We start from the raw sequence: 26,191 nt of genomic DNA, 5'->3' as shown, positions 1-26,191 counted from the left end.
TTTGATTGTTTGTCACAATCATAAACCCAGGGCAACCAAGCCCTGGGTTTTATAAATGATCTTCTTTTAGAATGCGTAATAAGGAGCCTGAGACCGGCTGAAGTGGTGTGTATAATTTCAATTGGTAAAGCATGCCTTTGACGATGACTTGTCTTGGTTTTTGTTTGTTTAACTCATTTTCTAAAATGCCAAGCGCTTCAAATAAATCTGGCTCGTCTTTTACTTCATAATGTGCTTCTGCCAGTTCTCTTAATTCTTTTAATAGTGATTCTGTGAGCGGGTCAAATGATCGTTCATAAATCGGGCCGAACCAGTCGCTTGCTTGGTCCACAGAAATGAGTGGATGGTCATTGCGCTTCATCATACCGCCCATTAGATCATCGATACGGTGAATCATTGTTGCGGCAAGCTCCTCTGCTTCGAGCTGAAAATCATATAAAATGGCAAGCTCAAAGTAAACGTGACTCATGCCCTCAATCGTTAAACATAGATCAGCCATATAAGGAATGGCTGCATCTCCATACACTTGCTTAATGTTATCAATGTGCAACTGAATCGTCGCAAGTCGAATTTGCTTTGCGAGCTGCTGCGTTTCTTCGTTCAATGGGAGCGCCCTGTCGCTTAGCTGCATTTTAATAAAATCTTTTTGCTGCAAAATATTATCGTAATAGACAGTGAGCTGTTTCCGGTAGGCCTCTTTTGGTGTGCCGCCCTCTGTTTGAACCTCGTGAATCCGGGTAAATACCTTATCGTAATAGTAATGCAAGATCGAAATAAGCAGTGCTTCCTTCGATTTGAAATAAAGGTAAAACGCACCCTTTGACATGTGGCATTCATCTGCAATTTCCTGAACAGACGTTGTATTATAGCCTTTGCTGGCAAATAACTTCATACCAGCCTCAATAATCATTTTTTCTTTCTTTTTCAATATGAATGTCATCCTTTCTTACCGAGAGACAAATGTCTTAGGAAACGTGCGCAAAGAGATGTGACTTATCGGTCATAAACGACAAAACTTTTCAAAAATTAATCAGATTGTAACTTGTTTTTTACAGTGTAATTCTTTATATTATAAAGTAAGGTGACCAACCGGTCAAAAAATGTGAAAGGATGATGTTCCATGAGAGAAATTGATGATATGATTAGACGCTTGAAAACAAAAGGAATTCAAGTAGAAAAAGTCAAAATGCCGAAAGAGACAACCATTGAAAAGAAATGGATGTATCAAGCTGGCAAGAAAATCAAAGCCACATACCGTGATTTCAATGGGTATTCATTCATCTAAAAAAGACTGCGGTGTAAAACCTACAGCCTCTTCTTTGGAACAGTGATCGTATAGCGTACACCTAGTTCATCATTTTCAATTGATATGGACGCTTGATGCATTGAAAGAATTCGTTTGACAATGCTTAATCCAATGCCGAATTCGCCCTTTTTTCCCTTACTAAAAGGTTCGTATAGGCTGGATAGCATGTGTTCTTCAATTGGAGGGCCATCATTACGAATGACGATGCGAATTTGATCCTCTTCCTGCTTCATATGAATATCAATTTTACTTTTTGCGTAACGCAGTTGATTTTCTAATACATTTTCAAATAATTTGCTCCATTGTTCTGGATCGCCTTCAAGTGCAGCCTCATCATCTAAGTCCACGTTCCACTGCAATTCATTTTTCGACCAGCGTAAACGGTCAACCACTTCCAGCATTGTATTACTCACAAGGAAGGGAGAATGCGCCGGATGTTGTTTTGATAAATAATCAAGCTTTGTTAAATACAGCAAATCTTTGATTTTCTTCTCAAGCTTTTCCGCTTCGCCTTCAATCACTTCCACCGTTTGTTCAAGATCTCCTTTAGGGAAAATTCCATCTTTAATAGACTGCGTATAACCGCGGATGACCATCACAGGTGTTTTTAAGTCGTGTGATATATTTTGCAAAAGCGTTCGTTCTGTTTCATCCTTTTGAATGAGCTTTTGTCTCATTTCTTCAATCGTATGCCCCAGTTTGCCAATTTCATCTTGCCGGTCAACAATCACAGGATCGTCCCAGTCTTCTTGTGCAATGCGCTTGACGTGCTTTTCAAACGCGACGATTGGACGTGATAAGTAGCGGGCAAGCCAAATCGATGGAATCCAGCTTAGTAAAATAACCGTTCCTAAGATGAAAATCAGCTGTTTAAACAGTGTAAAGGACAAGTCATCTCGATAAGAATCGGGTGCATATGACAAGAGAATATATTGTGTATTGCCTGTTGAGACTTTTTTGATCACAAAAAAGATATGCTGACCATTCACTTCTTCAGAATAGCGTTTTGTTGCGCTTTTTTGTTTTTTAACAAAGGACTGCACTTTTTCAATAAAGGCATGCGGGAAAAACTGAGCCATTTGATTTAATTCATCTGACGGAATCAGAATGTGCTGAACCGAGCGGTTTTCTGGTGTCGACTTTGGTGAGCCGTCTCGATTCAGAGGGTATTCTGTTAACACTTGCTGCTCGTTTTCGATGTTTTTATAAATTTCATTCGTAAAGAAGCTGCGTAATGTATTTGAAAATAAAATGATCAGGACAATCGAGATGGTGAGTAAAATGCCAGAGATGACAACCCAAATTTGAAAAGCGAGTGGTTTGTTCTTCATCCTTTTAGCATCCTATAGCCAAATCCATAAATGGTCTCGACTTTTAAGTCAGGCATTTTTTTGCGCAGCCGTCTGACAAGATCATCGACCACACGATCTGTCCCGAAGTAATCGTGCCCCCAGATCTTGACGAGGATATCTTCCCGGGAAAAGGCATGTCCTTGATGATGGGTAAATAAGAGCAGCAAATCAAATTCCTTAGACGTTAAGTTAATCAGCTGATCTCCTTCATACACCTCTCTTACGTCCTCATGAATGATATAGGAAGAAACGGGTGTGACGCTTTGCTGCGGTGTGTCACTGTTTTTATATACAAGCTCCAGCAGCTTTTGCACGCGGATGATCAGCTCGCGCGGAAGAAAGGGTTTCGCAATATAATCACTGCTCCCGAGTTCTAAGCCAAGCACACGATCAATATCTGCATCACGTGCCGAAATAAAAATGACCGGTACGTCAGGCGAGGCTGCTTTGATTTCTTTAATGAGTGTGTAGCCGTCTGTATCAGGCAGCATAATATCTAAAATCCATAGATGCGGGGGCTTGTTCATTGCTTCGCGTGCCGCTTCTCCGGTTAAAAAAGAGGACACATTCCAATTTTCACTCTCTAAATATTTGGTTAACAGTTCATTTAAATTCTGCTCATCTTCAACTAAATAAATGGTGTACGACAAAGTCTTCCACATCCTCTCAACGTCATTATAACGGGATACAAAGGCGGCATGTCAACAATCACACGCTTTTTTCACAATTTCACATATTCTTCTCATCATTATCCCATAATGTTTGTTTATGATAAGCTCAAGGGAAAAAAGGGCATAGACAAAAGGCTAATGAATAGGTGCTTTTCACCAATGTGCACACCTTGCTTTTTTTCTATGAATAAGTATTATATAATTTGACATATTGTCATAAAGAATTTTTCAATGATATTGCCATTAAGAGGACATGAGTCCTGTCTAGACATATGAATGAAGCATTTCATGAAAATGATGCAAAGGAGTGCAAGCGATGGATTTCCGAAGAGAAGATGAAGAGAAAAAGATGAATGATCAAGAACACGCACATCAAGAGAATGAGAAACAAATAGAAGAACCAGAAAAAGAGAAAGAACTCGTTTTTCACCATCATGAAAACGAAGCATCTGCCTCTCAGGAGAGGGTGACAAACGGGTCTCCTCAAGTGATTGATGACCGTTCGTCTAAAAAGGAGAAAAAACGAAAGGCTGCATGGCTAAGTCCGATTCTTGGAGGGATTATTGGAGGCGGTCTTGTGCTTGGCATTACACCGCTTTTACCGCAGTCACAAGATACAGCGGCAAACACTCAAACCCAAACAGCATCAAGCGAACCGGCTTCATCTGAAAATTTCTCAACAAAACAAATCACCAATGCGACGAATGTTGCTGATATGGTAGAAGATTTAGAGCCGACGATTGTAGGGGTTTCAAACTATCAATCTACACAAAACTCGTTCGGTCTTAGCGGTGATTCAACTGAAGCAGAAGCTGGAACGGGTTCTGGTGTCATCTTCAAAAAAGATGGCAAAAAAGCATACATTATCACAAATAACCATGTAGTCGAGGGTGCCAATAAATTAAAGGTCACACTATACGATGGAAAAACAAAAGATGCGAAGCTTGTCGGCAGTGACGTAATGACAGATTTAGCTGTCGTGGAAATAAATGCTGACGGCATTGATAAAGTTGCAAGTTTTGGAGATTCTTCTAAGCTTCGTGCTGGAGACAAAGTCATCGCAATCGGGAACCCGCTTGGTGCGCAGTTCTCTGGTACAGTAACAGAAGGGATTATTAGTGGTCTCGATCGTACCGTTGAAGCCAATACATCATCTGGAACTGTTGAGATGAATGTGCTTCAAACAGATGCAGCCATTAACCCTGGAAACAGTGGCGGTCCGCTGATCAATACAGACGGTCAAGTCATCGGCATCAACAGTTTGAAAATTAGCGAAAGCGGAGTAGAATCACTCGGATTTGCGATCCCAAGTAACGATGTAAAACCGATCGTAGATCAGCTGTTGAAAAATGGAAAAGTCGAACGTCCTTATCTTGGCGTACAAATGATTGACCTTGAGCAAGTGCCTGAAACGTATCAGGAAAATACACTTGGCCTATTTGATAAACAAATCGGTAAAGGCATTTATGTAAAAGATGTTTCAAAAGGATCTCCTGCACAAAAAGCAGGCTTGAAGTCTGGAGATGTCATCATCAAGTTCAAAGGAAAAGATGTAGCGAACAGCTCACAGCTGAAAGAAATCCTTTATAAAGAAACAAAAATTGGCGATAAAACGACTATGACTGTCATTCGTGATGGAAAGAACAAAAATCTTGATATTACCCTTGGGCAGTCTGATAACGAATAAAAGAAAACAGGTGGATAAACGATCCACCTGTTAGATTGTTGACAAAGGGCTAAAATGAACTTTATTTTAGCCCTTTGTCTTCTTTTTTCAGCGTGATAGAAAGCCTTTGCAGTCTAGGAAGGACGAGTACTGGCGCGGAGCGAATTTGACATTCGTGAGCACCAGCGCGCAGGACTGACAACGAATGCGAGGGGTTGTCTACACGCTGACAGGTGGATAAAAGATCCACCTGTTTTTTTGTGCCTATTTTTTTGAAGATAGTGTCCGTAAAATAATGTTTTCCCATACATTCCAAGGCAGGAGCTGCTTTGCTATGAATGAAAGCCGAACACCTTTCCCGACAAGATACCTTAGCTTCTTTAGCCGCTTCTTCTCTGCAAGCGAAACCACAAGCTCTGCAACTTCGCCGGGATCACCATAGTTGTTTTTTTGCGTCTCTATATAGGACATCATGTTTTCATAAATAGTTGTGTATTTAGAACCTGCTGCGGGTGGTGTCATTTGCTCATTCATGGAGGTGTTCCAAATGTTCGTTTGGAAAGAACCCGGCTCAATCAAAGCGGCCTGAATGCCAAACGCAGCCAGCTCAATTCGCAAACTCTCTGTATAGCCCTCTAGCGCAAACTTTGACGATACATATGGAGAGAGTGCGGGCATTCCCATGAGTCCGCTGATACTGCTCATATTGAATATTTTTGCACCGCTCGTCATCAACGGAAGGACTGCTTGTGTCATTTCCATCACACCAAAGACATTCACTTCAAATTGCTCTCGGTACTGATCAACAGGCACCTCTTCAGCAAAACCAGCATAGGCCGTTCCCGCATTGTTCACAAGCAGGTGAATGGGAGCATAGGCATTAAGCCTTTTCTGAAATGCTTGAATGGACTGTGTATTTGTCACATCTAATGCTTCAATATGTATCGATTCGGATAAAGCGGCGTTCTTTACTTCTTCGGCAAGCTTTTTCGCATTGGTTTCTTGTCTTACGCCAGCAATCACAGTGTACCCTTGCTGAGCAAGACGCAGTGTGATGAGCTTTCCGAAACCGCTGTTGGCACCAGTCACAATGGCTGTTTTATTCATCATCCGGTTCTCCTTTTTGTTTTAATCTACCATAGTCTGCTGTTTTATTGAATAACGAAAAGGGGCTTGGAGAAGAATAAAAAACGATGCTATGAAATAGGAGGAAACACATGATGTGCTGGAAGAAGGCGGGACTGCTAGGAGTGCTGTTCTTTATGCTGTCTGGCTGTCGTTCAATCGAACCAATACAACATCCACATGAAGCAGAAGCTGAAAGTCTGTCAGCTGTTCAAATGAAGGAACTGCCATTTCAGCATTTGCAATTGCATGTACAATATGGACAAAATAGCGAATTATATGAAGCTACCTATCGTCAAGCTGGTGGAAGAGAAGAAGCACTAATTCGAGATCATATGAATGGTGTACGCTATGAAGGAGAAGAAGCTTTACGTGAAATGAAGATGAAGCTCAATGATATGTCGATTCCTAGTGCAAAGCTGAATGAAACATATGTCAATGAATTATTATCTGCTTTTAATTTAGATGATGATTATCAGCGGATACGAGTCGATATCAAGCTCGAAGATGGGACAAAACGTGCATTCGAAAAGAAAAAGTAAACGAGACTTTCTCATTTTTTAATTGAAAATGATTTTCAAGATCACTTAAATCTGATACACTAAATTGAGATAAGTGATCTTTGACGTCTACATAGACGATATTCAATATAAAAAATTTGGATGAGAAAAGGAGCGTTTGAGCGGAATGAGTGCCATTTCTACTGAAGGTTTAAGCTTAGGCTACGGAGAAACAATGATCATAGACGAACTAAATGTATCGATCCCTAAGGGTGAAATCACAGTATTTATTGGCAGCAATGGATGCGGTAAATCCACGCTACTTCGCTCTTTGGCCCGTCTCATGAAGCCAATGGGTGGTTCTGTCCTGCTTGAAGGTCATTCCATTGCCAAATTACCAACAAAGGAAGTGGCGAAACAGCTCGCCATTCTTCCGCAAGGGCCAGAAGCGCCAGAAGGATTAACGGTACATCAACTCGTCAAGCAAGGGCGATATCCTTATCAAAATTGGCTGAAGCAATGGTCAAAGCAAGATGAAGAAGCGGTAAATCGTGCACTGAAGTCAACGAAGATGGAAGACCTTGCTGATCGAACGGTTGATTCATTATCAGGTGGACAAAGGCAGCGTGCATGGATTGCGATGACATTGGCACAGGAGACGGATATTATTCTATTAGATGAGCCAACAACGTATTTAGACATGACGCACCAAATTGAAATCCTGGATCTTCTTTTTGATTTAAATGAAAAAGAGCAGCGCACGATTGTCATGGTTCTGCATGACCTCAATCTCGCTTGCAGATATGCGCATCACCTTGTGGCCATTAAAGACAAGTCAATTTATGCAGAAGGAAGACCGGAAACTGTCATTAACTGTGATCTTGTGAAAAATGTCTTTGATATGAACTGCCAAGTAACAACAGATCCTTTATTCGGAACACCGTTATGTATTCCGCACGGCAGAGGACGCTGTATTGTCCAACAGGCACAAGCTGAGACATTTCTTGCTGCAAGATAATCGTATGTGAAAAGCCTGACATCTGTTACACGCAGAGTCAGGCTTTTTTCTGAAAAAAGGAGCGGAATACAAATGGGAAATGAATTAGATGAAAAGCTCGAAGGCCTGCTTGATAAATATACAGAGCTGCTGCTTGGTGAAACGAATGAGGAACTGAAAAGAGATGTCTCGCAGTGGATCATCTATTCTCATATTGCCAAAAGCATGCCGCCTTTAGCCAAGCATTTTAATGACACGTATCCAGAGGCAAAAGAAGACATCAAAGAAACGATTCAGCGGATCAAGCAATTAAATGAAGCTCATCGTGCCAATAAAGACCGTTAAAAAACTGCCAGTACGAGCTGGCAGTTTTTCTTTATGACATGGGTGATGATCCGTACGGTGATTGATCTGTCAGTGTTTGCTGGAACTTCTGATGTGCCTGCTGGAGCTTCTGCTGGTCAGCGGCTTCGACAGAGTACCAGCCATATTTGAACATGACATCATATAAATGTCTTTGCGTTTTTTGTGTTTCTAGCGCAATTCGCTGAATATCTTGGTAAAGAGATTCATGGCTGAATTCATTGAGCGCTGTGTTATATCCGCTTGTCATATATTTTTCAGTCGACAAAAGGTCTGTGACAAAGTCGCGATCGTTCATGTTTGTCGTTGTTGGAACCGGCGTTTGTGGATTCCCGATTTTTTGTTGGTTTTGCTGTTCCATGTCTGTTACCTCCTATTGCATAAAGCCAGAAGACTGGCCTTGCCCTGAGCTGCCTAAATGTTGAAGTATTTGTGTGTAATGCTGATGGTGCATTTGACCAACTTGATTGAGTTCTTGTTTCAATGTTTGATCCTGACAATGCTCGGCCATAAAGTGGGCCTTTTTCATCGCGATCAAATTCCAGTTCAGCATATCCTCTAGGTACAAGGAATCCTTTACTGAAATTACCTGTGGGGGCATATTCATTTGCTGGTTGTTCAAGATGTGTTCCTCCTTACGATTTCTTTTTATATTGCTGATTTTGACTGGTCTTTTTACCGCCTAGGTCTGCTTCTTGTGATGGACCTGCGTTTCCTTTCACACTTGCAGCACTTACGCCTGCTTTTGATGGGTTCTTTTGCAAACGAGACATGTGGACATCACCTCCATTCTTACAATTCCCCCTCGTCTTTAATTCATACGCTGTAAAGAAAGACGCATGAGAATGTGTAAATTTTTGAAATCTGCTATTGAACTGTTTCGGAAAATCTTTTAAGATAAAGAAAGAGGCATTGCTTTTTTTTGGACAAAAAATGAATGACTGTTCATTCAAAATGTTTAGGGGGATATTTATGGGCAAACATATTCGCAAGGCGGCTGTCATTGGTTCAGGTGTCATGGGCTCAGGCATTGCTGCACATCTAGCCAATATCGGGATACCAGTAACATTGCTAGATATTGTGCCACATGAACTGACAAAGGAAGAAACGGCAAAAAAGCTAACGCTTGATCACCCTAGTGTTCGGAATAGATTAAGCCAAGACGCAATGAAAAAATTGTTAAAGCAAAAGCCAGCACCTCTTACTTCAGCCAAAAACCTATCATACATCACACCCGGAAATCTCACAGATCACCTTTCCTTATTACACGATGCTGACTGGATCATTGAAGTCGTCACTGAAAAGCTCAGCATTAAACAACACGTATTCTCTCTCATCGACGAACACCGCAAAGAAGGCAGCATCGTATCCAGCAATACATCCGGTATTTCTGTTGAAAAAATGGCAGAAGGCCGATCAGCTGATTTTAAACGCCACTTTTTAGGCACTCACTTTTTTAACCCAGCTCGTTATTTAAAGCTGTTAGAAGTAATTCCTATTCAAGAAACAGATCCAGAAGTACTCTCATATATGAAAACATTTGGTGAAGATGTACTTGGCAAGGGTGTGGTCGAAGCAAAAGATACACCGAACTTTATTGCCAACCGAATTGGCACTTATGGGCTTCTTGTCACAGTGCGTGAAATGCTTGAGAACAAATACACGATCGGAGAGGTCGATTCTGTCACAGGTCCTCTTATTGGCAGACCGAAAAGTGCGACCTTCCGCACACTTGATGTGGTGGGGCTCGACACATTTTCTCATGTAGCCCGCAATGTGTATGAACAGGTAGAAGGAAAGGAAAAAGATATTTTTCAGCTGCCTGAGTTTATGGAAAGAATGCTCGAAAAAGGGTGGATCGGCAGCAAAGCAGGGCAAGGATTTTATCAAAAAAACGGAAAGACCATTTTAGAGCTTGATCCTGTCACACTCACATACGGAGAACGGACAAAGCTAAAGGATCCGGGCATTGACATTGCCAAGCAGCAAAAGGGGACAAAAGCGAAATTGAAAGCGCTTATTTATCAAGATGGCCGTGCTGGGCAATTGCTTTGGAATATGACCGCACCTGTTCTTCTTTATTCAGCTCATCTAAAAGGCGACATTGCGGATGATATTCAGTCCATCGATAACGCCATGAAATGGGGATTTGGCTGGCAGCATGGCCCGTTCGAGCTGTGGGATGCGATTGGCGTGAAAAAAGCCGTCAGTCGAATGGAAGCGGAAGGGCACAGCATCCCGACCTGGGTGCGAGATATGCTTTCACAAGGACATGACACATTCTATCAAGAAAATGCCGAAGGAGACCGTGCATTTTATCAGAATGGTGCTTATGAACAGGAAAAGGGAAACGACAAGAATATTTCGTTAGCTAGATTGAAAAAGAAACACGATGTCATTTTTAAAAATACGGGTGCAAGCTTGATCGATATCGGGGATGATGTTGCCTTGCTTGAATTTCATTCGAAAAGTAATGCCATTGGGCTTGATGTCATTGATATGATCAATCGTGCTGTAGATGAAACGGAAAAGAATTATAAAGGGCTGGTCATCGGTAACCAAGGAAAGAACTTCTGTGTTGGTGCGAATCTCGCCTTAATTTTAATGGAAGCACAGGACGACAACTTCTTTGAAATTGATTTTGTCATTCGCAGGTTCCAGCAGGCGATGATGAAGGTGAAGTATAGTGACCGTCCAGTTGTGGCTGCACCATTTGGTATGACACTTGGCGGAGGGACGGAGCTTTGTCTACCAGCAGCCGCTATCCAAGCGTCCAGTGAAACGTATATGGGGCTTGTCGAAGCGGGGGTCGGGCTCATACCGGGCGGAGGCGGAAACAAAGAACTCTATATTCGCCATCTGCAAGGAGCGGAAAAGCCATCAGCAACTGCAATCCAAGATGCTACGCTACAAACCTTTGAAGCCATTGCGATGGCAAAGGTATCTACATCAGCAGAGGAAGCGCGTGATATGAAGATGCTCCGAGTGAATGACCGGATCAGCATGAATGGTGATCATTTAATCCATGATGCGAAACAACTCGTTCTTTCTCTTGATGAAGCGGGTTATCGTGCACCTCTGAAGCGAAAGGTGCCCGTGATGGGGGAAACAGGCTACGCAGCAATGGTGCTGGCTGCTGAAAACATGAGATTGTCTGGATACATTTCAGACCATGACATGACCATTGCGAAAAAACTAGCGCATGTCATTTCTGGCGGCAAATTGCCATTTGGTACAGAGGTGGATGAACAATACTTATTAGAGCTTGAAAGAGAAGCCTTTTTAAGTCTTGTAGGGGAAGTCAAATCTCAGGCACGCATGCAGCACATGCTCGTTAAAGGAAAACCTTTACGTAACTAGGGGGGAGTCAAAATGAGAGAAGCAGTGATTGTAGCTGGCGCAAGAACACCAGTAGGGAAAGCCAAAAAGGGATCATTAAAATATGTCAGACCTGATGATATGGGCGCATTGTGTGTAAAAGAAACGCTAAAGCGTGCCGGTGATTATGATGGAACAATCGATGATTTAATCATCGGATGTGCGACACCAGAAGCAGAGCAAGGGCTGAATGTGGCCCGGAATATTGGGGCGTTAGCAGGTTTGCCATATACAGTACCTGCTATCACCATTAACCGCTATTGCTCTTCTGGTCTGCAGTCAATTGCTTATGCAGGTGAACGAATTATGCTTGGGCAGGCAGAAACCATTTTGGCCGGAGGCGTCGAATCGATGTCGCAAGTCCCAATGATGGGTCACTCCATTCGTCCAAACGCTCTTTTGGCAGAGCAAGCGCCTGAATACTATATGAGCATGGGCCACACAGCGGAGCAAGTGGCGCAAAAGTATCAGGTCACAAGGCAAGATCAAGATGCTTTTGCGGTGAGGAGCCATCAAAAGGCAGCAAAGGCACTTCAAGAAGGGAAATTTTCAGATGAAATTGTTCCCGTTGATGTGACAGAAAGACGGGTAGGAGAGCAGAATCAACTAGAAGAACGCCAATTTACGTTCTCACAAGATGAAGGTGTCAGAGCGGGCACAACAGAGGAGGTTCTCTCAACGTTACGACCTGCCTTCTCAACAAAAGGCACAGTGACTGCAGGAAACTCTTCGCAGACGAGTGATGGAGCGGCATGTGTCATGATGATGGATCGCGAAAAAGCATCTTCTCTTTCTCTTCAGCCACTCGCCAAGTTCAGAGCGTTTGCTGTTGGTGGTGTACCACCTGAAGTCATGGGAATTGGGCCGGTTGAAGCCATTCCGCGTGCGCTGAAAATCGCTGGTCTAGAGCTGAAGGACATCGGGCTGTTTGAATTAAATGAAGCATTTGCTTCTCAGGCGATTCAAGTCATTCGTCATTTAGGGATCGATGAAGAGAAGGTAAATGTCAACGGCGGCGCCATTGCATTAGGACATCCGCTAGGCTGTACAGGAACGAAACTCACGCTGTCCCTCATTCATGAAATGAAACGGCGAAATGAACAATTTGGTATTGTGACGATGTGTATCGGCGGGGGCATGGGAGCAGCAGGCATTTTTGAATTGATCTAAAGGGGGAAAACAGGATGAAAGCAATGGAAGATGTAAAAAAGGGTGGCAGTTTCTTAATAGATGAGACGAATTATGAGCATATCTTTACACCAGAGGATTTCTCTGATGAACATCAAATGATCGGGAAAACAACAGAAGATTACATTTTACAAGATGTCGTTCCGCACATCGATCAAATTGAAAATCATGAATTCGAGCATTCTGTTCGTCTCTTGAAAAAGGCTGGAGAGCTTGGCCTGCTTGGTGCGGATGTTCCTGAGGAATTTGGCGGGCTTGGGTTAGATAAAATCAGCTCAGCCATCATTACTGAAAAATTTGCAAGAGCAGGCAGCTTCTCTCTTTCTTACGGCGCCCATGTCGGGATCGGTTCTTTGCCGATCGTGCTGTTTGGCAATCAAGCGCAAAAGGAAAAGTACCTGCCAGGACTCGCCTCTGGAGAAACAATTGCGGCCTATGCCCTAACAGAGCCAGGGTCAGGTTCTGATGCGCTAGGTGCGAAAACAACGGCAGTCCTGAATGAAGCTGGAACACATTATGTCCTCAATGGGGAAAAACAATGGATCACAAACTCCGCATTTGCCGATGTGTTTGTCGTGTATGCGAAGATTGATGGTGAACACTTCTCTGCTTTCATCGTAGAAAAGGATTTTCCTGGAGTCAAAACAGGACCTGAAGAGAAAAAGATGGGCATTAAAGGGTCCTCGACGAGAACGTTAATCCTTGAAGATGCCGAAGTGCCAAAGGAGAATTTGCTTGGTGAAGCAGGCAGAGGTCATGTCATTGCCTTTAACATTTTGAACATTGGACGCTATAAACTGGCTGTAGGGACAATCGGTGCATCAAAACGAGTCATTCAATTATCGGCAGAGTATGCTAATCAGCGCAAGCAGTTTAAAACACCAATTTCTCAATTTAGCTTAATTGGCGAAAAAGCAGCCAACATGTCGGCAAAGCTTTATGCCATGGAAAGTGCTGTATACCGCACAGTCGGGTTATTTGAACAAAGAATGGGTCTGTTAAGTGACGAGGAGCAAAAGGATGGGAAACAAATTGCGCAATCCATTGCAGAATATGCGATTGAATGCTCTCTTTGTAAAGTGCTTGGCTCTGAAACGCTCGATTATATTGTGGATGAAGGTGTGCAGATTCACGGCGGATATGGTTTCATGCAAGAATACGAAGTCGAAAGAGCCTATCGCGACTCACGAATTAACCGTATTTTTGAAGGAACGAATGAAATTAACCGATTGCTTGTGCCAGGCACCTTCTTGAAGAAAGCGATGAAAGGAGAGCTTCCGCTTCTTCAAAAAGCGCAAACCCTACAGGAAGAGCTAATGATGATGATGCCGGAAGAGCCGGGTGATCAGCCGCTTGATCAAGAGAAATACTTACTTGCCCATGCGAAAAAGATCGCCTTGATGGTATCTGGAATGGCGGCGATGAAATATGGGAAAGCATTAGACAAAGAGCAAGAAATCCTTGTGAATATAGCAGATATCGTCAATGAACTCTTTGCTGCTGAGTCGGCGGTCTTGCGTACGGAAAAAGCAATCGCAGCATCAGGCACAGAAAAAAATGCACAAAAGCTTGCGTATACACAAATTTTCACGCAGGAAGCCTTTTTAAAAATTGAAGCTCATGCGAAAGAATCATTGATTGCCATGGAAGAAGGAGATTCACTCCGTATGAGTCTGTCAGCCCTTCGCAAGCTGACAAGATTCACGCCAATGAATGTCATTGCGAAAAAGCGTGAGGTGGCGAAACGAATCTTTGAAGCAGAGAAATATATCGTATAAGACGGCTGAAAAGGTGCGGATATCATGCCGCACCTTTTTGTAAGCATACATTTAGGTTTTTCATATGTTTTGTGATAAAATGTTGTCACTATTTGCAGGAGGTGAAAATGGTGGCTTTAGATTTTTACGAATACCCATCTTGCGGTACATGCCGAAAAGCAAAGAAATGGCTGGAAGAACACAATAAAGACATCAACAGCATACATATCGTCGAAGAGACGCCTGATAAAGAAACATTAAAAGCCCTTTACGAAAAAAGCGGTTTAGAGCTGAAGAAATTTTTTAATACGAGCGGTCAGAAATACAGAGAGCTGCAGCTGAAAGATAAACTTCCTGCAATGTCAGAGGACGAGCAGCTTGAATTACTTGCGTCTAACGGAATGCTGATCAAGCGTCCAATTACAACAGACGGCAAACGAGTGACAGTTGGATTTAATGAAGATACATTTAAAAGCGTCTGGAAATGATGTAACTTTCATTCAGATTGTGGTATCTTCAATATAGATTGTAAGAAAAGACTGGAGGGGTATGAAATGAGCACACCAAAAGATTTACGTTATTCAGAAGAACACGAATGGGTCAAAGTAGAAGGAGATAAGGTGCGTATCGGTATTACGCATTTTGCTCAATCTGAGCTAGGCGATATCGTGTTCGTTGAGCTTCCTGAAGTAGGAGACAAAATTACAGCGGACGAGCCTTTCGGAAGTGTAGAATCAGTCAAAACAGTTTCTGAACTATACGCACCGATTAACGGCACAATCGTTGAAGTAAACGATGAACTTGATGACAGCCCAGAGTTCGTCAACGACTCTCCATACGAAAAAGCTTGGATGATCGTAGTAGAGCCAGCGGATGCATCTGAAATCGAGAACCTAATGACAGCTGAGCAATATGAAGAAATGACAAAAGAAGACTAATTCATGTGAAATTGGACACTCTACCTATATGGGGGGTGTCCAATTTGTCTTTTCAAAAAGAACAGGTGGATATAACAGAGCATGTCACTGGACGATTCAAAGAGAGTGGCATGGTGCTTTACCATCAAAACGAAGAGATTGGTACGATGATTAGTGAAAATCAATATGAATTAAAATCAGGTTATTCCTATGATCAAAACCGTTTTTATCGTCTGTCAGATACATTGACCCATGGGACTGAAAAATATGTAGACTGTGACGATGAAAATGGCTGGTGCTGATCACAGATAAGGCTGCAGTGAGTGCTGCAGTCTTTTTGTTGATCAATTGCCCAATCTTTACAACCTGAATGAAAGATTGTAATCTAAGGAAGAAGTGAATCAACGTCAAAAGGGCCGGGTGATCGTGATGAATGTCGAGATAGAAAAGGTCATCATTGTAGAAGGTAAATCAGATAAACAGAAGCTAAAAGAAGTCATAAGTGAACCTGTTACCATCATTTGCACCAATGGCACGATCAGTACATCGAAGCTGGATCAGCTTGTGGACGATTTATTCGGGAAAGACGTTTACATATTAGCAGACAGTGACGATGCTGGCGACAAACTGCGGAAGCAATTTCGAAAAGAATTCCCTGAAGCACTGCATCTTTTTGTCGACAGAACGTACCGCGAAGTGGCCGCTTCACCGTCAGCCCATATTGCATCTATTCTATTAGCTGCAAACATTGATGTTCATTCGAAATATTTATAAGGGTGACGTATATGAAAGAGATTGAAGAGCATGAATTCAAGGAGATAGAGGACGATTTATTTCTTTTGTACTTATATACACCATTTTGCGGAACATGCCAGCTGGCAAAGAAGATGCTGGCAGTGGTTGATGCCATGCAGCCGGAAGTTCCTTTTTATGAGAATAACTTAAATTACTCGCCAAGTTTTGCGAAAGCATTTGAGATCGAAAGTGTCCCTTGCTTTCTCCTGTTTAAAAAGGGTGAAATCGTGCAAAAAGGCTATGCCTTTCACTCCGTTCCATATCTTCATGAAATGATTGAAACCGCTAAATAAAGCGGTTTTTTGTCATATTTCAAGCAATTCATTTGAAAATTTGTCGAGCTATTTATAAAGGACAAGCCGATGTTTGTAGAGAAATGTTATGTATAACCAAATGACAGGGAGGTTATACATGTGGAAAATGTGAAAGCCCATGGAAGTGCAGGGCAGCGATTATTGTTAAAGCCGTTGCTCTCATCATCATCCTTGAAGATTACATTTGAGGCGGAAACGGACTCTTGTACATTGATTGTGGATGAACGTGGTGAAGTGAAGAAACTACCTGCAATTGAGTTATCGGATCTCATCTTTTATGGTGAGCGAAAAGAGATTTTGCAATTATTAGATGGAGACATGTCCTTACAGCAGCTGATCAGCAGAGGACAAGTGAAAGTGAAAGGCTCATTTCGAGCACTTCTTCGACTAGAAGCAGTACTTTGGCTGACGAACGGTTTTTTTCGAAAAATGATAACGTAGTCGTTTACTTGGAAATTAGCGATTTACAGCGTTGACATATCTCAGATAGCATGATATTCTACGTTAGTAAAAACATGAACATCACATAAAACAACATATTTTCTCTTATTAAGAGAGGTGGAGGGACGTGCCCTATGAAACCCGGCAACCGTCAGCATAGCTGAAATTGGTGCCAATTCACTCAAAGCCGCAACGCTTTGAAAGATGAGAGAAAGGCGTATTTGATATAAAAGGCCTTTCTGCTTGCGTTGCAGTTAGGTCTTTTTTACTGACCTTACGTCAGGCTAGCGTCATAACAGTCGGAAGAATAAATGAACGTATGTGATGGAAACCTATAGATTCAGCAAGAAAGCAGGTGAACAGACTGTGATCCATTTACAGAATGTATCAAAAACGTATCATTCAAAAAGCGGAAATGTTGATGCCGTGAAAGACGTCAACTTGGATATCGATAAAGGTGAAATATTCGGAATTATCGGGTATAGCGGCGCAGGGAAAAGTTCCCTGATTCGCCTATTAAACGGTCTGGAGCTGCCAACAGAAGGAATCGTTGAAGTGGCAGGCAACCGAATCAATGAAGTATCGAATACGAAACTTCGGAAAGCAAGACAAGAAATCAGCATGATTTTCCAGCACTTTAACTTGCTCTGGTCAAGAACAGTGAGACAAAATATTATGTTCCCGCTCGAGATCGCAGGTGTACCAACGTCAAAACGGAGAGCTCGTGCAAACGAACTGATTAAATTGGTCGGTTTAGAAGGAAAAGAAAATGCCTATCCTTCTCAGCTCAGCGGCGGGCAAAAGCAGCGTGTAGGGATTGCGAGAGCATTAGCGAATGACCCAAAAGTTCTGCTATGTGACGAAGCGACATCTGCTCTTGATCCACAAACAACAGATTCCATCCTTGAGCTTTTAGCCGATATTAATAAACGACTAGGACTCACCATTGTATTGATCACACATGAAATGCATGTCATTCGCAAAATTTGTCACCGTGTGGCGGTGATGGAGAATGGCCGTATTGTCGAAGAAGGCGAAGTATTACGTGTCTTCAGACAGCCGAAAGAAGAAATGACGAAACGATTCGTGAAACAGCTTGCTGAACCAGAAGAAGCAAAAGAAACGATCGAGCACGTCCTAGAGAGAGTAAAAGAAGGTCAGGTCGTCCGGTTGTCCTTTATCGGAGATTCTGCCGAACAGCCGCTGATCACGGAAATCATTCGATCCTTCAAGGTCGATGTGAACATCCTGCAAGGAAAGATTTCTCAAACGCAGGAAGGCGCGTTTGGAACACTCTTTATCCATATAAATGGAGACGAGAACGAAGTTGAAAAAGCCATCGCCTATATCCAAAGCAAACAGGTTGAAATCGAGGTGATGACACATGTTTGAGAAATGGTTTCCGAACGTTGATCTAGAGGTTATTTGGAACGCGACGGGTGAAACGGTCTATATGACACTCATTTCATTGGCATTTGCCTTTGTGATCGGTATTATTCTTGGCCTACTGCTCTTCCTTACAGGAAAAGGCGGTCTTTGGGAAAATAAACCGATCAATGCTGTCATCGGCGCAGTCGTCAACATTTTCAGATCGATTCCTTTTATCATTTTAATTATTCTTTTACTAGGGTTTACGAAATTTTTAATGCATACAATTTTAGGCCCAAATGCAGCATTACCAGCCCTTGTCATTGGCTCAGCTCCTTTCTACGCACGTCTTGTTGAAATTGCACTGCGTGAAGTAGACAAAGGAGTCATTGAAGCAGCACGATCTATGGGAGCGAAAACGTCAACAATCATTTTCAAAGTATTGCTGCCAGAATCATTGCCAGCCCTTATTTCAGGTATTACCGTAACAGCGATTGCTCTGATTGGCTCTACTGCGATTGCAGGAGCAATTGGAGCAGGCGGACTTGGTGACCTTGCTTATGTGGAAGGATACCAATCTGGTAATACAGATGTCACACTTGTAGCCACTGTGTTTATTCTGATCATCGTCTTTATCATTCAAATAATCGGTGATTTGATTACAAATAAAATTGATAAACGTTAAGGGAGGAATTATTCATGAAGAAATTGATTTTAAGTGCACTATTTCTAGCATTTGCAGGCATTTTAGCTGCGTGCGGTTCATCAAATAACGCAAGCGATAACAAAACCATCACGGTTGCCGCTTCAAAAACACCACATGCCGAGATTCTTGAAGAAGCAAAACCACTTCTAAAAGAAAAAGGCTACGATCTAAAAGTGAAAGTACTGAGCGATTATAAAATGTACAACAAAGCATTAGCTGAAAAAGAAGTGGATGCGAACTTTTTCCAACATATCCCTTACTTAAACGAAGAAAATAAATCAAACAAAGATTACAACTTAGTGAGTGCTGGTGCCGTTCACCTTGAGCCTTTCGGTATCTACTCTAAGAAATACAAATCAGTAAAAGATATTCCAAACGGCGGCACGATCATCATGACAAACAACGTAGCTGAGCAAGGACGTATGCTTGCCCTATTACAAAATGCTGGTGTGATCAAGCTTGATCCAAAAGTAGATACAATCAACGCAACAGTCAAAAACATCAAAGAAAACCCGAAGAACCTAAAATTCAAAAAAATCGCTCCTGAACTAACAGCGAAAGCTTATGAAAACAGTGAAGGCGATGCAGTATTTATCAACGTTAACTATGCGATCCAAAATAAATTGAATCCGAAAAAAGATTCAATCGAACTTGAGCAAACGAAAAACAACCCGTATGCAAACATCGTCGCTGTTCGCAAAGGTGACGAAAAATCAGAGAAGATCAAGGTATTAATGGAAGTTCTTCACTCTGATAAAATCAAAGAATTCATCGACAAAAAGTATGATGGTGCAGTATTGCCTGTATCTGAATAACAACTTGTAAACCTCGCTTTCATCAAAGCGAGGTTTCAACGTGTAGACAAACCCTCGCATTCGTTGTCAGGTCTGCGCTCCGGTGCTCACGAATGTCAAATTCGCTCTGCTCCGGTACTCGCCCTTCCTAGACTGCAAAGGTTTTCTATCACGCTGAAAAAAGAAGACAAAGGGCAAAAATAAAGATCATTTTAGCCCTTTGTCAATCATCTGCAACCTCGCTTTCATCAAAGCGAGGTTTTTTTGTGTATTTTTTCAAATCTCGCTCATAATAAAAACGAACAAATGACCTGAAGGGATGGAATGAAGATGAATGAACAACATATGAGCGGATCCATGCAGCAATCACTGACGGATTATAAAACGGCAATGGGTGAATTTCAGAAGAAAATGCCGGTGTTTGGCAAGAAATTCAATGAATTTACGGAGCAGTGCTTTCAGAGCGATTCATTAACACAAAAAGAAAAACAAATGATTGCCCTCGGCATCAGCATTCATGCACAGGATGAATATTGCATGATCTATCATACAAAGGGAGCGCTCGATCAAGGCGCAACAGAAGAGAATTTGCTAGAGGTCGTCAGTGTGGCGACAGCGTTTGGCGGCGGTGCTGCGCTAAGTCAAGGCATCACAGTTGTTCAGCAATGTATCGATGAATTTGGAGGACAGACGCATTAAGGGAAGGATAAGATGGTATTTTTCCATATCAGGGAGTTGAGTCGTTCTCAGCCGGTTGTGTGAGAAAATATGCCAGCATAGCGCGCTATATCCCTTTTGAGTGAAGCCGCGTGCCTTTGATACAATGAAGATACACTCAAAGAAGGGAATGGTTTATTATTTGTTCGGACCATAGTACACTGGGATTGGATTATACCGCCGAGATGGAAAAGGCCATGCATAAAGCTCATGGCATGAGCTATGCAGAGTACGAAAGAGACCATGACTTAAGGATGAAAGTGGAATATAAACGAGAGCAGTCCTATCGAGATGAGAAAAGGCAGCTCGCAAAAATGAATATACAAGGCTATTAAATAGCTAAGGGACGGGGAGAATAGTTTCCCGTCCTTTCTTTATGAAAACAGTCTTTTCGACATAAATCCTTTTATCTACCTGTATTTTTTGTTAGAATTTTGAGAGCATCTTCTTACGCTTGTCGTGAATGTGTTGTATTCACTTTTAATTTGTTATAAAATTAGAATGAGAATAAATTGAGAATAATGATTATTTTGGAGGTATCGATATATGACTGCTTCGACATTAACAATTAAGGACTTGCACGTTGAGATTGAAGGGAAAGAAATCTTAAAAGGTGTAAACCTAGAAATAAAAGGTGGAGAATTCCACGCAGTAATGGGACCAAACGGAACAGGTAAATCTACTTTATCTGCTGCTATCATGGGTCACCCTAAATATGAAGTAACAAAAGGTAGCATTTTGCTTGATGGCGAAGATGTTCTTGAAATGGAAGTAGATGAGCGCGCGCAAGCGGGTCTTTTCCTTGCAATGCAATATCCATCTGAAATTAGTGGTGTGACAAATGCAGACTTCCTTCGTTCGGCTATTAACGCACGCAGAGAAGAAGGCGATGAAATCTCTCTCATGAAATTCATCCGCAAAATGGACGAAAACATGGAATTCCTTGAAATGGACCCAGATATGGCACAGCGCTACCTAAACGAAGGTTTCTCAGGCGGGGAGAAAAAACGCAACGAAATTCTTCAATTAATGATGATTGAACCAAAAATCGCCATTCTTGACGAAATCGATTCTGGTCTTGATATCGATGCGCTGAAAGTTGTTTCTAAAGGAATTAATAAAATGCGCGGCGAAAGCTTCGGCTGCTTAATGATCACTCACTATCAGCGTTTATTGAACTACATCACACCAGATCACGTTCATGTCATGATGCAAGGACGTATTGTGAAATCTGGCGGACCAGAACTTGCGCAGCGTCTAGAAGCAGAAGGTTACGACTGGATTAAAAAAGAGTTAGGAATTGAAGACGAAACTGTTGGTCAAGAAGCGTAAGCGTTAGGAGGATTATTGATGACATTAGAAACGAAATTATCAGTAGATCAAGATTATGTCAAAAGCTTCTCCGAGAAGCATCAGGAACCGGCATGGATGAGTTCCCTTCGCTTACAGGCTCTTGAAAAAGCAGAAGACCTTCCAATGCCAAAGCCTGACAAAACGAATATTTCTAAATGGAATTTAACCAATTTCAAACAGCATACAGTCGAAAGTGCGCCATTTGGATATTTAGAAGAGCTTCCTGAAGAAGTGAAGTCTCTTATTGATTTAGAGGACACAGATAAGACAGTCTACATTCAGCGTGATCAAACGCCAGCCTACTTGTCTCTTTCAACAGAAGCGAAAGACAAAGGCGTGATCTTCACTGATATCCATACTGCGATTCGTGAACATGGAGACCTAGTGAAGAAATATTTCATGACAGATGCAGTGAAAGTGGATGAGCACAAATTAACAGCTCTACATGCTGCTTTAGTGAATGGCGGAGCTTTCCTCTATGTACCGAAAAACGTAGAGCTTGAAGCACCAATTCAAGCCGTTTATCTTCATGAAAATGACGAAACAACGTTGTTCAACCATGTCATCGTTGTAGCAGATGATCATAGTGCTGTGACATATGTTGAAAACTACATCAGTACGGCAGCACCAGAAGAAGCGATCTTCAATATCGTGTCTGAAGTCTTCACAGGTGCAAATGCACGTGTCACTTACGGTGCAGTGGATAACCTTGCAGAAGGTGTGACAGTCTATGTGAATAGACGTGGTATGGCAAATGGTCGTGACAGTAAAATCGAATGGGCGCTTGGCCTAATGAATGATGGAGACGTCGTGTCTGAAAACATCACGAAGCTTATGGGCGACGGTACATTCGGTGATACAAAATCAGTTGTTGTTGGCCGCGGGAATCAAACGGAAAACTTCACAACAAGCATCATCCACTTTGGTAAAAACTCTGAAGGGTATATCTTGAAGCATGGTGTCATGAAGGATCAAGCATCTTCTATCTTTAACGGGATTGGTAAAATCGAGCATGGCGCAACGAAGTCAAATGCGGAGCAAGAATCTCGTGTTCTCATGCTGAGTGAGAAAGCACGCGGTGACGCTAACCCAATTCTTTTAATCGATGAAGATGATGTAACAGCAGGGCACGCTGCTTCTGTTGGGCGTGTTGATCCAATTCAACTCTATTACCTCATGAGCCGTGGGATTTCCAAAGAAGATGCAGAAAGACTTGTCATTTATGGCTTCTTAAATCCAGTCGTCAAAGAACTGCCGATTGAAGGAGTTAAAAAGCAGCTCGTTTCTGTGATTGAAAGGAAAGTAAAATAATGAATATCAAAGACGTTCGTGAGCAGTTTCCAATCCTTCATCAGCAAGTGAACGGACATGATTTGGTGTATTTGGACAGTGCGGCGACATCTCAAAAACCACGAGTTGTCATTGATGCAATGAATGAGTATTACCGGTCTTACAACTCGAACGTCCACCGGGGTGTTCATACCCTTGGCACAAAAGCAACGGACGCATACGAGGGTGCAAGAGAGAAAGTTCGAGCATTCATTGGTGCTTCTTCTGTCCAGGAGATTATTTTTACTAGAGGTACAACAACCGCACTAAACACAGTGGCAATCAGCTATGCAAGAGCAAACCTCAAAGAAGGCGATGAGATCGTCATTACGCATATGGAGCATCATGCGAATATCATCCCTTGGCAGCAGGCAGCAAAAGCAACTGGCGCCACATTGAAATATATTCCGTTACAGGAAGACGGCACGCTGTCGCTTGAAGATGTGAAGCAAACCATCACACATCAAACGAAAATCGTTGCTGTCACACATGTCTCAAACGTATTAGGAACCATCAACCCAATTAAAGACATCGCAAAGATTGCTCACGATCACGGTGCAATTATTGTCGTCGATGGTGCCCAGAGCACCCCGCACATGCAAATTGATGTTCAGGACTTGGATTGCGACTTTTTCGCCTTCTCTGGGCATAAAATGTGTGGACCGACTGGCATTGGTGTTCTTTACGGGAAGAAGGACCTTTTGAATAATATGGAGCCTGCTGAGTTTGGCGGTGAAATGATCGACTTTGTGGATCTATATGATTCTACATGGAAAGAACTGCCGTGGAAATTTGAAGCGGGAACACCGATTATTGCAGGAGCAATTGGGCTCGGAAAAGCGATTGATTTCTTAAATGACATCGGAATGGAGGAAGTCAGCCGTTACGAGCATCAGCTTGCGACTTATGCACTTGAGCGCTTTAAGGAGCTTGAAGGTGCCACGGTTTACGGACCGCAGCACCGAGCTGGACTTGTGACGTTTAACTTAGACGACGTCCATCCTCATGATGCCTCAACTGTTCTAGATACGGAAGGTATCGCCATTCGTGCTGGACATCACTGTGCACAGCCGCTCATGAAATGGCTTGGTGTATCAGCGACTGCAAGAGCAAGCTTCTATCTGTACAATACAGAAGAGGAGATTGACGAGCTCATGGCAGCGCTCCGTAAGACAAAGGAGTATTTTACGAATGTCTTTTAATGTAAACTTAGACACACTGTACAGACAAGTGATTATGGATCATTATAAAAATCCGAGAAACAAAGGTGTGTTAAACGACAGCATTGTCGTCGATATGAACAACCCTACGTGTGGTGACCGCATTCGTCTCACGATGAAAATCGAAGACGAAAAAGTCATCGATGCGAAATTTGAAGGAGAAGGATGCTCGATTTCGATGGCATCTGCCTCTATGATGACGCAGGCGATTAAAGGGAAAGATATTGAAACAGCTTTGAAAATGTCTCAGATTTTCTCCGATATGATGCTAGGAAAAGAATACGACGATTCCATTGATCTTGGTGACATTGAGGCGCTGCAGGGAGTTGCAAAATTCCCAGCGCGCATCAAATGTGCAACATTATCCTGGAAGGCGCTTGAAAAAGGCGCATCTGCCGAAGATAACGGCAAATCATAAGATTGGAGTGAAAATGGATGGCTAAAAAAATGCCAGATGTTGGTGAATATAAATACGGCTTTTCTGATAAAGACGTTTCCATTTTCCGTTCAGAGCGCGGACTGACAAAAGAGATCGTTGAAGAAATTTCTCGTATGAAAGAAGAGCCTCAGTGGATGCTCGACTTCCGTTTGAAATCTCTTGAGCACTTTTACAACATGCCGATGCCACAATGGGGCGGAGATTTAAATGCATTAAACTTTGATGAAATTACGTACTACGTAAAACCATCAGAACGCTCTGAGCGTTCTTGGGATGAAGTACCAGAAGAAATCAAACAAACCTTTGATAAGCTTGGAATCCCTGAAGCAGAGCAAAAGTACTTAGCAGGTGTATCTGCTCAGTATGAATCTGAAGTTGTGTATCACAACATGAAGCAAGATCTTGAAGATCTAGGCATTGTGTTTAAAGATACAGACAGCGCATTAAAAGAGAACGAAGACATCTTCCGTGAGCACTGGGCAAAAGTCATTCCTCCGACTGACAACAAATTTGCTGCGCTTAACTCGGCTGTATGGTCTGGTGGTTCATTCATCTACGTACCAAAAGGCGTAAAAGTAGATACACCACTTCAAGCATACTTCCGAATCAACTCTGAGAACATGGGTCAGTTCGAACGTACACTGATCATCGTTGATGAAGGCGCACACGTGCATTACGTAGAAGGTTGTACAGCTCCAGTTTACACAACAAACTCACTTCATAGTGCGGTTGTTGAAATTATCGTGAAAAAAGGCGGCTACTGCCGTTATACAACGATTCAAAACTGGGCAAACAACGTCTTCAACCTTGTGACAAAACGTACAGTATGTGAAGAGAATGCAACAATGGAATGGATTGATGGAAACATCGGTTCTAAGCTGACAATGAAATACCCAGCTGTCATCTTAAAAGGTGAAGGCGCTCGTGGTATGACATTAAGTATTGCCCTAGCAGGTAAAGGTCAGCACCAAGATGCAGGTGCAAAAATGATTCACCTTGCACCAAACACATCTTCAACGATCGTATCGAAATCGATTTCCAAACAAGGCGGTAAAGTCACATACCGTGGAATCGTTCACTTCGGACGCAAAGCAGAGGGTGCACGCTCAAACATCGAGTGTGACACACTCATCATGGATAACAAATCAACATCTGATACGATTCCTTACAATGAAATCTTAAACGACAACATTTCATTAGAGCACGAAGCCAAGGTATCGAAAGTATCAGAAGAGCAGCTATTCTACTTGATGAGCCGCGGAATTTCTGAAGAAGAAGCAACAGAAATGATCGTCATGGGCTTCATCGAACCATTCACAAAAGAACTGCCAATGGAATACGCCGTTGAAATGAACCGTTTGATTAAGTTTGAGATGGAAGGTTCGATCGGTTAACCGTTGATATAGAGGGGATTAAAGGTGTTTAGACGTTATATTTATATTAAGCACCCACAAAGCGCCCACAAAATTTAATTATTGAACATACCGCAGATACA

Annotated in this window: 31 protein-coding genes and 1 riboswitch; of the genes, 24 read left to right on the top strand and 7 right to left on the bottom strand. The window is 42.3% G+C overall.

Features of this window, described 5'->3' with window-relative positions:
- Positions 1-49 precede the first annotated feature (49 nt).
- Positions 50-928, bottom strand: a complete 879-nt coding sequence (locus MHI58_RS15980) for a TetR/AcrR family transcriptional regulator (protein WP_017359276.1) — start codon at positions 926-928, stop codon at positions 50-52.
- 192 nt (positions 929-1,120) lie between these two features.
- On the opposite strand from MHI58_RS15980, the gene spxO reads away from it, so the two are divergent.
- Entirely contained in the window at positions 1,121-1,285 is a 165-nt protein-coding gene (gene spxO, locus MHI58_RS15975) for an anti-adapter protein SpxO (RefSeq protein ID WP_096881830.1), read from the top strand.
- Between the two features lie 20 nt (positions 1,286-1,305).
- Here the strand turns inward: spxO and MHI58_RS15970 are convergent, their stop codons facing one another.
- Together MHI58_RS15970 and MHI58_RS15965 are read right to left on the bottom strand one after the other, a co-directional pair.
- Entirely contained in the window at positions 1,306-2,637 is a 1,332-nt protein-coding gene (locus tag MHI58_RS15970) for a HAMP domain-containing sensor histidine kinase (protein ID WP_017359277.1), read from the bottom strand.
- Positions 2,634-3,308 carry a response regulator transcription factor gene (locus MHI58_RS15965; protein ID WP_017359278.1) on the bottom strand — a complete coding sequence of 225 codons (675 nt, stop codon included), beginning with the start codon at positions 3,306-3,308 and terminating at the stop codon, positions 2,634-2,636. Before MHI58_RS15965 ends, MHI58_RS15970 begins: the two co-directional genes overlap by 4 nt.
- A 337-nt stretch (positions 3,309-3,645) precedes the next feature.
- On the opposite strand from MHI58_RS15965, the gene MHI58_RS15960 reads away from it, so the two are divergent.
- Entirely contained in the window at positions 3,646-5,016 is a 1,371-nt protein-coding gene (locus MHI58_RS15960; protein ID WP_007500327.1) for a S1C family serine protease, read from the top strand.
- Between the two features lie 243 nt (positions 5,017-5,259).
- On the opposite strand, the gene MHI58_RS15955 is transcribed toward MHI58_RS15960, so the two are convergent.
- Entirely contained in the window at positions 5,260-6,102 is an 843-nt protein-coding gene (locus MHI58_RS15955; protein WP_082708285.1) for an SDR family oxidoreductase, read from the bottom strand.
- Between the two features lie 113 nt (positions 6,103-6,215).
- Here MHI58_RS15955 and MHI58_RS15950 point away from each other — a divergent pair, with 113 nt between their 5' ends.
- From MHI58_RS15950 to MHI58_RS15940, 3 genes are all read left to right on the top strand, one after another.
- Complete coding sequence (locus MHI58_RS15950) at positions 6,216-6,662, top strand: YusW family protein (protein WP_268363618.1); 447 nt, start codon at positions 6,216-6,218, stop codon at positions 6,660-6,662.
- Positions 6,663-6,807: 145 nt separating this feature from the next.
- Positions 6,808-7,638, top strand: coding sequence for an ABC transporter ATP-binding protein (locus MHI58_RS15945; protein WP_008347057.1), 831 nt, complete (start codon positions 6,808-6,810; stop codon positions 7,636-7,638).
- A 72-nt stretch (positions 7,639-7,710) separates the two neighbouring features.
- A complete protein-coding gene (locus MHI58_RS15940) occupies positions 7,711-7,962 on the top strand; it encodes a YusU family protein (RefSeq protein WP_017359282.1) in 252 nt (83 codons plus the stop codon).
- A 31-nt stretch (positions 7,963-7,993) separates the two neighbouring features.
- Here MHI58_RS15940 and MHI58_RS15935 read toward each other — a convergent pair whose 3' ends face one another.
- From MHI58_RS15935 to MHI58_RS15925, 3 genes are read right to left on the bottom strand one after another with little or no spacing between them, the layout of a single operon-like run.
- Complete coding sequence (locus MHI58_RS15935) at positions 7,994-8,341, bottom strand: spore coat protein (RefSeq protein WP_007500333.1); 348 nt, start codon at positions 8,339-8,341, stop codon at positions 7,994-7,996.
- A 12-nt stretch (positions 8,342-8,353) separates the two neighbouring features.
- Complete coding sequence (locus tag MHI58_RS15930; RefSeq protein ID WP_060698253.1) at positions 8,354-8,605, bottom strand: hypothetical protein; 252 nt, start codon at positions 8,603-8,605, stop codon at positions 8,354-8,356.
- Between the two features lie 10 nt (positions 8,606-8,615).
- Positions 8,616-8,753: a YuzL family protein gene (locus MHI58_RS15925; protein ID WP_008347049.1), complete on the bottom strand. Its 138-nt coding sequence runs from the start codon at positions 8,751-8,753 to the stop codon at positions 8,616-8,618.
- A gap of 199 nt (positions 8,754-8,952) precedes the next feature.
- Between MHI58_RS15925 and MHI58_RS15920 the strand changes: the two genes are divergently transcribed.
- From MHI58_RS15920 to sufB, 19 genes are all read left to right on the top strand, one after another.
- Positions 8,953-11,340, top strand: a complete 2,388-nt coding sequence (locus MHI58_RS15920; RefSeq protein ID WP_045034570.1) for a 3-hydroxyacyl-CoA dehydrogenase/enoyl-CoA hydratase family protein — start codon at positions 8,953-8,955, stop codon at positions 11,338-11,340.
- Positions 11,341-11,352: 12 nt separating this feature from the next.
- Positions 11,353-12,528, top strand: a complete 1,176-nt coding sequence (locus MHI58_RS15915) for an acetyl-CoA C-acetyltransferase (protein WP_058336902.1) — start codon at positions 11,353-11,355, stop codon at positions 12,526-12,528.
- Positions 12,529-12,542: 14 nt separating this feature from the next.
- Entirely contained in the window at positions 12,543-14,324 is a 1,782-nt protein-coding gene (locus MHI58_RS15910) for an acyl-CoA dehydrogenase family protein (protein ID WP_144665976.1), read from the top strand.
- Between the two features lie 110 nt (positions 14,325-14,434).
- Positions 14,435-14,791 (top strand): arsenate reductase family protein, encoded by a 357-nt coding sequence (locus MHI58_RS15905; protein WP_008356673.1) that lies wholly within the window; start codon positions 14,435-14,437, stop codon positions 14,789-14,791.
- A gap of 66 nt (positions 14,792-14,857) precedes the next feature.
- Positions 14,858-15,241 (top strand): glycine cleavage system protein GcvH, encoded by a 384-nt coding sequence (gene gcvH / locus MHI58_RS15900; protein WP_008347039.1) that lies wholly within the window; start codon positions 14,858-14,860, stop codon positions 15,239-15,241.
- A 44-nt stretch (positions 15,242-15,285) separates the two neighbouring features.
- Positions 15,286-15,522 carry a YusG family protein gene (locus tag MHI58_RS15895; protein ID WP_008347037.1) on the top strand — a complete coding sequence of 79 codons (237 nt, stop codon included), beginning with the start codon at positions 15,286-15,288 and terminating at the stop codon, positions 15,520-15,522.
- A 127-nt stretch (positions 15,523-15,649) separates the two neighbouring features.
- Complete coding sequence (locus MHI58_RS15890; protein ID WP_008347035.1) at positions 15,650-15,994, top strand: toprim domain-containing protein; 345 nt, start codon at positions 15,650-15,652, stop codon at positions 15,992-15,994.
- An 11-nt stretch (positions 15,995-16,005) separates the two neighbouring features.
- A complete protein-coding gene (locus tag MHI58_RS15885) occupies positions 16,006-16,308 on the top strand; it encodes a thioredoxin family protein (protein WP_007500346.1) in 303 nt (100 codons plus the stop codon).
- A gap of 120 nt (positions 16,309-16,428) precedes the next feature.
- Positions 16,429-16,770 carry an SCP2 sterol-binding domain-containing protein gene (locus MHI58_RS15880; protein ID WP_008347033.1) on the top strand — a complete coding sequence of 114 codons (342 nt, stop codon included), beginning with the start codon at positions 16,429-16,431 and terminating at the stop codon, positions 16,768-16,770.
- A 102-nt stretch (positions 16,771-16,872) separates the two neighbouring features.
- Positions 16,873-16,981, top strand: a riboswitch (SAM riboswitch).
- A gap of 155 nt (positions 16,982-17,136) precedes the next feature.
- Positions 17,137-18,162: a methionine ABC transporter ATP-binding protein gene (locus MHI58_RS15875; protein ID WP_041508106.1), complete on the top strand. Its 1,026-nt coding sequence runs from the start codon at positions 17,137-17,139 to the stop codon at positions 18,160-18,162.
- A complete protein-coding gene (locus MHI58_RS15870; RefSeq protein ID WP_008347031.1) occupies positions 18,155-18,823 on the top strand; it encodes a methionine ABC transporter permease in 669 nt (222 codons plus the stop codon). The genes MHI58_RS15875 and MHI58_RS15870 overlap by 8 nt, the downstream gene beginning before the upstream one ends.
- 14 nt (positions 18,824-18,837) lie before the next feature.
- Entirely contained in the window at positions 18,838-19,659 is an 822-nt protein-coding gene (metQ, locus tag MHI58_RS15865) for a methionine ABC transporter substrate-binding lipoprotein MetQ (RefSeq protein ID WP_007500351.1), read from the top strand.
- A gap of 309 nt (positions 19,660-19,968) precedes the next feature.
- Entirely contained in the window at positions 19,969-20,337 is a 369-nt protein-coding gene (locus MHI58_RS15860; protein WP_024719777.1) for a carboxymuconolactone decarboxylase family protein, read from the top strand.
- A 215-nt stretch (positions 20,338-20,552) separates the two neighbouring features.
- Entirely contained in the window at positions 20,553-20,690 is a 138-nt protein-coding gene (locus tag MHI58_RS15855) for a hypothetical protein (RefSeq protein WP_162835676.1), read from the top strand.
- 211 nt (positions 20,691-20,901) lie between these two features.
- Entirely contained in the window at positions 20,902-21,687 is a 786-nt protein-coding gene (gene sufC / locus MHI58_RS15850; RefSeq protein ID WP_007500355.1) for a Fe-S cluster assembly ATPase SufC, read from the top strand.
- Between the two features lie 18 nt (positions 21,688-21,705).
- Complete coding sequence (sufD, locus tag MHI58_RS15845; RefSeq protein ID WP_045034567.1) at positions 21,706-23,019, top strand: Fe-S cluster assembly protein SufD; 1,314 nt, start codon at positions 21,706-21,708, stop codon at positions 23,017-23,019.
- Positions 23,019-24,239 carry a cysteine desulfurase gene (locus MHI58_RS15840; RefSeq protein ID WP_045034566.1) on the top strand — a complete coding sequence of 407 codons (1,221 nt, stop codon included), beginning with the start codon at positions 23,019-23,021 and terminating at the stop codon, positions 24,237-24,239. Before sufD ends, MHI58_RS15840 begins: the two co-directional genes overlap by 1 nt.
- Entirely contained in the window at positions 24,229-24,675 is a 447-nt protein-coding gene (gene sufU / locus MHI58_RS15835) for a Fe-S cluster assembly sulfur transfer protein SufU (RefSeq protein WP_008347017.1), read from the top strand. Before MHI58_RS15840 ends, sufU begins: the two co-directional genes overlap by 11 nt.
- Before the next feature lie 17 nt (positions 24,676-24,692).
- A complete protein-coding gene (gene sufB, locus MHI58_RS15830) occupies positions 24,693-26,090 on the top strand; it encodes a Fe-S cluster assembly protein SufB (protein WP_007500362.1) in 1,398 nt (465 codons plus the stop codon).
- Positions 26,091-26,191: the final 101 nt, after the last annotated feature.

It is taken from the genome of Bacillus sp. FSL K6-2869 (genome assembly GCF_040869405.1).
In the GTDB taxonomy this organism is placed as follows: Bacteria; Bacillota; Bacilli; order Bacillales; family Bacillaceae; genus Bacillus; species Bacillus altitudinis.
This window is presented reverse-complemented; position numbering and strand designations above follow the sequence as displayed.

Coding starts and splice junctions, on each gene's coding strand:
- MHI58_RS15890 (WP_008347035.1), top strand. CDS start 15,650: ATGAATGTCGAGATAGAAAAGGTCATCATTGTAGAAGGTAAATCAGAT.
- MHI58_RS15855 (WP_162835676.1), top strand. CDS start 20,553: ATGCATAAAGCTCATGGCATGAGCTATGCAGAGTACGAAAGAGACCAT.
- MHI58_RS15935 (WP_007500333.1), bottom strand. CDS start 8,341: ATGGAACAGCAAAACCAACAAAAAATCGGGAATCCACAAACGCCGGTT.
- sufB (WP_007500362.1), top strand. CDS start 24,693: ATGGCTAAAAAAATGCCAGATGTTGGTGAATATAAATACGGCTTTTCT.
- MHI58_RS15960 (WP_007500327.1), top strand. CDS start 3,646: ATGGATTTCCGAAGAGAAGATGAAGAGAAAAAGATGAATGATCAAGAA.
- MHI58_RS15970 (WP_017359277.1), bottom strand. CDS start 2,637: ATGAAGAACAAACCACTCGCTTTTCAAATTTGGGTTGTCATCTCTGGC.
- MHI58_RS15920 (WP_045034570.1), top strand. CDS start 8,953: ATGGGCAAACATATTCGCAAGGCGGCTGTCATTGGTTCAGGTGTCATG.
- spxO (WP_096881830.1), top strand. CDS start 1,121: ATGAGAGAAATTGATGATATGATTAGACGCTTGAAAACAAAAGGAATT.
- MHI58_RS15840 (WP_045034566.1), top strand. CDS start 23,019: ATGAATATCAAAGACGTTCGTGAGCAGTTTCCAATCCTTCATCAGCAA.
- MHI58_RS15945 (WP_008347057.1), top strand. CDS start 6,808: ATGAGTGCCATTTCTACTGAAGGTTTAAGCTTAGGCTACGGAGAAACA.
- MHI58_RS15910 (WP_144665976.1), top strand. CDS start 12,543: ATGAAAGCAATGGAAGATGTAAAAAAGGGTGGCAGTTTCTTAATAGAT.
- sufD (WP_045034567.1), top strand. CDS start 21,706: ATGACATTAGAAACGAAATTATCAGTAGATCAAGATTATGTCAAAAGC.
- sufC (WP_007500355.1), top strand. CDS start 20,902: ATGACTGCTTCGACATTAACAATTAAGGACTTGCACGTTGAGATTGAA.
- MHI58_RS15950 (WP_268363618.1), top strand. CDS start 6,216: ATGTGCTGGAAGAAGGCGGGACTGCTAGGAGTGCTGTTCTTTATGCTG.
- MHI58_RS15955 (WP_082708285.1), bottom strand. CDS start 6,102: ATGAATAAAACAGCCATTGTGACTGGTGCCAACAGCGGTTTCGGAAAG.
- metQ (WP_007500351.1), top strand. CDS start 18,838: ATGAAGAAATTGATTTTAAGTGCACTATTTCTAGCATTTGCAGGCATT.
- MHI58_RS15940 (WP_017359282.1), top strand. CDS start 7,711: ATGGGAAATGAATTAGATGAAAAGCTCGAAGGCCTGCTTGATAAATAT.
- MHI58_RS15885 (WP_007500346.1), top strand. CDS start 16,006: ATGAAAGAGATTGAAGAGCATGAATTCAAGGAGATAGAGGACGATTTA.
- MHI58_RS15925 (WP_008347049.1), bottom strand. CDS start 8,753: ATGTCTCGTTTGCAAAAGAACCCATCAAAAGCAGGCGTAAGTGCTGCA.
- sufU (WP_008347017.1), top strand. CDS start 24,229: ATGTCTTTTAATGTAAACTTAGACACACTGTACAGACAAGTGATTATG.
- MHI58_RS15915 (WP_058336902.1), top strand. CDS start 11,353: ATGAGAGAAGCAGTGATTGTAGCTGGCGCAAGAACACCAGTAGGGAAA.
- MHI58_RS15870 (WP_008347031.1), top strand. CDS start 18,155: ATGTTTGAGAAATGGTTTCCGAACGTTGATCTAGAGGTTATTTGGAAC.
- gcvH (WP_008347039.1), top strand. CDS start 14,858: ATGAGCACACCAAAAGATTTACGTTATTCAGAAGAACACGAATGGGTC.
- MHI58_RS15860 (WP_024719777.1), top strand. CDS start 19,969: ATGAATGAACAACATATGAGCGGATCCATGCAGCAATCACTGACGGAT.